Origin of the sequence: Candidatus Erwinia dacicola, assembly GCF_001756855.1 — a bacterium.
GTDB lineage: Bacteria > Pseudomonadota > Gammaproteobacteria > Enterobacterales > Enterobacteriaceae > Erwinia > Erwinia dacicola.
On sequence record NZ_MAYS01000310.1, the window covers coordinates 1 to 4,805 of the forward strand.

The window sequence follows — 4,805 nt, forward strand, 5'->3', positions numbered from 1 at the left end:
GATTTGAAAGGTATTTGATTTTTAAAAAAGCCATTGCGCGAGTATCAAATACTGTTCAAATACGACCGTTACTTGGTACTATGCTGGCGAATTCAATTTCGTGCAAATGGCACTTCTAATCCACCTTTTAGCGAGAGAAAACAAGGAAGCCACATGTCGACAGAGGAAGATAAGAAACCGCCTTACGCTATAATTAACGCCCAAATTTTATCTGATTACCTGTTGTCGCTTGGTGTTATTCCCAGATGCACTGTATGTCTGTCTGAAAGTTTATCTGTACCTGAAGTCAGGTCTGCTGCCGGAAGTGTATCCTGCGGGACTCCACTGGGGACTTATGCAAACCTTTTCATCATGAAAAGTGCTTATGGTGTTAATGCTAATATCAACTGCTATGCTCTGATTTGCGAATGTTGTGGCCACGTGATGAACTTCCGTGCAGAAAATGTTCTGGCATGGAGACATAAGATCATCATGGATAAAAACAGGGAAAGTAAATAAAATGACGAATCGGTCAAACGTTATCCCCTTGCTGACACCGATTACTCAGCAAAAAAACGGTGATGGCGATGGTGGAGGTGATGATATGCAGCAGCGTGTTCGTGAACTCGAAAAAAATATTCAGTCCGTTCAGGCTGATATAGCCGTTATTAAATCTAACTATGCGACCAAAGAAGATGTCAGCAACGCGAAGAACAGCATTATCCTCTGGGTCGTAAGCGCTGTTGTTTTCGCTCAACTTATTCCAGCACTTCCCGCAATCATCAATGCTCTCAAAGGCATTCTAAGTTAGACCGCCTTTTCCTTCATGACGACTGGACTCATGCCCGGCACCGAGCTAGTGTGCGTCGCACTGCAGGCCTGAAGATTTTTCAGTCGCTTTTAGAAGGAATTGACCATGACTGACGACGCATATGACATAGTTTCTGCGTTCAGCCTGGCAACCTCTCTGACACTCCAGGCCATAGCATATATTACAGGGCAGGAAGAGCACGCCACTCGCTTTATCCTTGAGCAAATGGCGTCTCTTGATGTGGCCGTCGAAGATAACGGCCTGTGGCAGCTTACAGAGGGGTTTAAAGCATCAGCACGTTAGGCCAGGCTGAAGTTACTTATGACTAACTCCGCTGCCTTATGACCGTTATTACCCCCGACTGAATATGTGGTTTTGACGGTAGTTATCTCAAATCCCTCAAACACACGGTGCATATCCGGGTGGTCATTCACCGAAATAATCACCTTCCCTCGTGCCTGTCGGGTTAGTTCGGGCATCGCCTGATATTGTTCCAGCCCGAAAGAAACACCGTAGCCGCACGTCTGCCAGTACGGAGGATCAAGGTAAGACAGTGTGTCAGGTCTGTCATAGCGTTGAATGCATGCCTGCCAGTCCAAATGTTCAATCGTCACCCGCTGGAGGCGAAGCCATGCCTCTGACAGGGTTTCCTCCATACGGACGATATTCAGCTTTGCAGGGCCTGTGGCGCTGGTGCCAAATGTGCAGCCTTCCACTTTTGCATCAAAACAGGTTTTCTGCAGGTAGTAGAAGCGTGCTGCCCGCTGAATATCGGTCAGCGTTTCAGCAGGTGTGTCTTTCAGCCACTGAAATATCTGACGGCTGGTTAATGCCCATTTAAACTGCTTTATAAACTCTTCAAGATGGTGCTGAATAACCCGGTAGAGGTTAACGATATCACCATTAATGTCATTCAGAACTTCTGCTTTACACGGAGATTTCATAAAAAATAAAGCCGCACCGCCGCAAAAGGGTTCAACATAGCAGGTGTGTTCAGGAAACAAAGGCAGGAGCTGCTTTGCGAGCTTACGCTTACCTCCTATCCAGGGAATAATAGTATTAGTCATAATTCGTCCTTTAATCGATCTGATGTATCGATCAATACCGTTTTATTAATCGTTAAAATCGATACTAAACCGCTGTCAGTCTGGGTCTTAGCCTCAAAGTTGTAGCAGCATGGCGGCAAAGGGTAAAAAAATGCCGTCAGTGTTATGACGGCAAAATAACTTAATCAGTCACCATGAGATTAAGACCTGACCAATTTTATTCCACTGGGGTATCTGGCCAGGCTGGGTCACTGAGTTCAACGCGTTTAAGTGCCTCAATATAGTCAATCCATGTCTGTAGTTTGGCTTTATTGACATCGGAGATCGAACCCAACATCAGCTCAGTTTGCCATTCACCTATAATGGTGCGGGCTTCAGTAATCAGCTGTCGTTGCCTGTCTGCCGCTTCTGCCTGTAGGGCGTTGTTCTGAGCTTCTTCATCTTTTACCCAGGCTTTTCCATCCCATTTTTCATACTGTCCCGCAGGGACTGCGGTGACAGCATTTTCTGGCAGTGGGCCAATATCTGAAATAAATACTGCCTGCCCGGATGAAGTGTCATATACGGTTTTACCCCGGTGATCTTCACTCAGGGACCAGGCCTGTCCTTTATCATTGAAAATCGCTACCTGGCCTGCGGGAATAGCCGGAGGTGGTACTGGCGTACAGTTAGCAGGCAACCCCGTATGTGCTGGAATATAAGCATCACCTGCGCCAATAAATTCACCGGTATCTGCGCGAAGGTTAAAGACCTTAATAGTCTGTGCTTTGTCGGACATTTCAAAAGCCATTATGAGAGCCTCACAATATAATTGTATGCGATATTTTTAACGGTATTCTCTCCATTACCTGTAGCCGTAACCGTTACGGTATGGGTATGTGTTCCCATAACCACAGAGTGGGTATGTGCCCCGATAGTAACGGTGTGTGCGTGCGCACCAATCGCGACAGTATGAGAGTGAGAATCTATAAGTACAGAATGCGTATGGGCACCGGCTGTCGAGGTTGTTCCAAAATTGCTCATTCCATTGCTTGCGACGGGCTGGTCACTTCCTCCTGATTTTTTCATTGCAGTACCCCAGCCGTGGGCGTGCGCACCCCCTGAATTTGTGCTTTTTTGTGCTTTTTGTCCCGTAATCAAAAACCGAAGTTGTTTTGCTACCTAAATCTGTCGCAGAGGTTGTCCTGGTACCATGATCAAAAGGTGAAGTTGTTTTAGTCCCCAAATCAGTGGACGTTGCAGTTGCCGTGTGGGAGTGTGATTTAATACCATCCGCCTCCAGACTCAATAGCGTACGGCCATCAGGCGCACCTTTAATGGTCTGCCCGCGCATATCCGGCAGCTTGCCGGATGGATAGGCTGCAGCGGTTTTCGGGTATTTGGCGATGTCAAACGCCTGACCCTGCATGATGGCGTACCCGTCAGGCGGCGTGGTTGCTGGCCAGGCCAGAGGCGTACCCACCGGAACGGCAACCGATGCTGCTGTGGCTGCAATCGCCGTGGCAATAGCCTTAATGGCCGTCAGCAACTGGTTATTCTTCGACTCGACGGGTCAGGCGTCATTTGTGCTTCAGCCAGAATATTTTTATTCTCGGTCTGAATATCAATAATGCCGCCCTGAAGCGCGTTCATGATTTTCGCGTAAACGATAGTGCCTTCCGCGCCGGTTGACGGGTCGCCATCATGAAATAATCCATCGTCGGTATCGACTGGCTCAATAATATCTTTCATTACGTATTATTCTCCACGTAATTAAATACAACCTGTGTATGAGCAGGTTTTAAATCGCGGAATATGCTCTCCAGCATATTCTGGCCAAATGACATCAGGCGCTCACCCGTAGCCGAACTACCGCAGCGGAAGCGGTAAACCGGCACCTGACCATCCTGAATATTCACAATCCACACCCAGACAATTTCCGGTATCCACAGACGGTCACCGCAACGGTTGCGGCCACAGCGGAACGGCTCCGGCTCGTCGATGGTGACGTCATAGCCCAGCGACTTCGCCAGATGGATGAAGTAGCTGCGACTCAGCCCTCCGGTCTCAACCAGCTTCGCCATAAATGGTCATCCCGCTGCTGACCGATAAGCCCAGCACGCGCTCCCAGTCCGACAGCAGCGCTACGGCGGTAAAGGGCGTCACGCCGTTCAGCACGTCCTGAGCGCTGCGCTCGACGCTGGCAAGCGCATTACCTTCGGCTTGCAGCTCCGCATTCAGGCGCTGGCCGTTGCAGGCATAGCCATCAGGCAGCAGCAGGTAGAGCAGTTCGCGGTAATCGTTCCCGGTCATTTCAGCTCGCCTGTGGTGATGGTGCCGGGACGTATCCACTGCACGGTCCTCTCGCTGACCTCCGGCACGACGTTCCCGGTTGGTGCTGTCAGCTCATAATCCACCACGCCCGTGATATCGGGTCGAGTCCGTCAAGGTGGTGTAAATTCAGATCCAGCCTTCCGGTCCGGTAATATGTCTGTTAAGCGCTGAGTGGCAGCGCCTCGATCACATCGTTTTCAGCGGTCTGCTCTATCTCCGCCATGCTGTGCTGCGGCAGGTAGCAGTTCTGCAACAGCCATTCTTCGTTCTGCTCCGTCAGCACCGCACCCAGAAGCCGGGTTATGCTCTCTTCGTTGGGGAAGATACCCACCACGTGGGAACGCCGCTTCACCTCTTTATTCAGGCGCTCCAGCGTGTTCGTGGAGTGGATTTTCACCCGGTGCGCTCCCGGGAACCCGAAGTACGCCAGCCCCTCCGCCTCCGCTTCGTCCATCATCTCTGTGACTGCCGGGAAGTTCTTTTCCAGCTGGGCCGCGACCTCGCGCCAGGTGGCATGGGCGTTTTGTTCCTCCGTCTGCACGAACACCTGTTGCAACGCGGCACGGACAACCGACTGGCTGGCTCTGCTGACTCGCCCCAGCACGTTACGCATGAAGTGAACCCGGCAGCGCTGCCAGCTGGCACAGAACACCTGC

The 4,805-nt window shown here is 50.5% G+C and carries 9 protein-coding genes and 1 pseudogene; 3 read left to right on the forward strand and 7 right to left on the reverse strand.

Translation table 11 applies throughout. From position 1 onward, the window contains the following. The first annotated feature begins 153 nt into the window (after positions 1-153). From BBW68_RS09180 to BBW68_RS09190, 3 genes are all read left to right on the forward strand, one after another. On the forward strand, positions 154-498 hold the full coding sequence (locus tag BBW68_RS09180) for a hypothetical protein (protein WP_070135127.1): 345 nt from the start codon (positions 154-156) through the stop codon (positions 496-498). Between the two features lies 1 nt (position 499). Next, positions 500-790 carry a hypothetical protein gene (locus BBW68_RS09185; RefSeq protein ID WP_070135128.1) on the forward strand — a complete coding sequence of 97 codons (291 nt, stop codon included), beginning with the start codon at positions 500-502 and terminating at the stop codon, positions 788-790. A gap of 105 nt (positions 791-895) precedes the next feature. Beyond that, a complete protein-coding gene (locus BBW68_RS09190) occupies positions 896-1,093 on the forward strand; it encodes a hypothetical protein (protein ID WP_070135129.1) in 198 nt (65 codons plus the stop codon). On the opposite strand, the gene BBW68_RS09195 is transcribed toward BBW68_RS09190, so the two are convergent. The 7 genes and pseudogenes from BBW68_RS09195 to BBW68_RS09215 all read right to left on the reverse strand — a co-directional run. Continuing rightward, positions 1,090-1,857 (reverse strand): DNA adenine methylase, encoded by a 768-nt coding sequence (locus BBW68_RS09195; RefSeq protein ID WP_070135130.1) that lies wholly within the window; start codon positions 1,855-1,857, stop codon positions 1,090-1,092. The genes BBW68_RS09190 and BBW68_RS09195 overlap by 4 nt on opposite strands. Positions 1,858-2,053: 196 nt before the next feature. Then, a complete protein-coding gene (locus BBW68_RS09200) occupies positions 2,054-2,626 on the reverse strand; it encodes a tail fiber assembly protein (protein WP_070135131.1) in 573 nt (190 codons plus the stop codon). Further along, positions 2,626-3,301, reverse strand: a pseudogene (locus tag BBW68_RS09205) (phage tail protein); the annotation flags it as partial. The pseudogene BBW68_RS09205 and the gene BBW68_RS09200, both read right to left, overlap by 1 nt. A gap of 56 nt (positions 3,302-3,357) precedes the next feature. Next, positions 3,358-3,567 carry a hypothetical protein gene (locus tag BBW68_RS19740; protein ID WP_167566276.1) on the reverse strand — a complete coding sequence of 70 codons (210 nt, stop codon included), beginning with the start codon at positions 3,565-3,567 and terminating at the stop codon, positions 3,358-3,360. Next, positions 3,567-3,899 (reverse strand): putative phage tail protein, encoded by a 333-nt coding sequence (locus BBW68_RS20685; RefSeq protein WP_420835342.1) that lies wholly within the window; start codon positions 3,897-3,899, stop codon positions 3,567-3,569. The genes BBW68_RS19740 and BBW68_RS20685 overlap by 1 nt, the downstream gene beginning before the upstream one ends. Then, positions 3,883-4,128: a YmfQ family protein gene (locus BBW68_RS20690; RefSeq protein ID WP_261791585.1), complete on the reverse strand. Its 246-nt coding sequence runs from the start codon at positions 4,126-4,128 to the stop codon at positions 3,883-3,885. The genes BBW68_RS20685 and BBW68_RS20690 overlap by 17 nt, the downstream gene beginning before the upstream one ends. A 181-nt stretch (positions 4,129-4,309) precedes the next feature. Further along, on the reverse strand, positions 4,310-4,805 hold a 496-nt coding region (locus BBW68_RS09215), incomplete at its 5' end, for a transposase (RefSeq protein ID WP_186821313.1).

Excerpts from the sequence above, each read along its gene's own strand:
- BBW68_RS09185 (WP_070135128.1), top strand. The coding sequence starts at position 500 with ATGACGAATCGGTCAAACGTTATCCCCTTGCTGACACCGATTACTCAG.
- BBW68_RS09180 (WP_070135127.1), top strand. The coding sequence starts at position 154 with ATGTCGACAGAGGAAGATAAGAAACCGCCTTACGCTATAATTAACGCC.
- BBW68_RS20690 (WP_261791585.1), bottom strand. The coding sequence starts at position 4,128 with ATGACCGGGAACGATTACCGCGAACTGCTCTACCTGCTGCTGCCTGAT.
- BBW68_RS20685 (WP_420835342.1), bottom strand. The coding sequence starts at position 3,899 with ATGGCGAAGCTGGTTGAGACCGGAGGGCTGAGTCGCAGCTACTTCATC.
- BBW68_RS19740 (WP_167566276.1), bottom strand. The coding sequence starts at position 3,567 with ATGAAAGATATTATTGAGCCAGTCGATACCGACGATGGATTATTTCAT.
- BBW68_RS09200 (WP_070135131.1), bottom strand. The coding sequence starts at position 2,626 with ATGGCTTTTGAAATGTCCGACAAAGCACAGACTATTAAGGTCTTTAAC.
- BBW68_RS09195 (WP_070135130.1), bottom strand. The coding sequence starts at position 1,857 with ATGACTAATACTATTATTCCCTGGATAGGAGGTAAGCGTAAGCTCGCA.
- BBW68_RS09190 (WP_070135129.1), top strand. The coding sequence starts at position 896 with ATGACTGACGACGCATATGACATAGTTTCTGCGTTCAGCCTGGCAACC.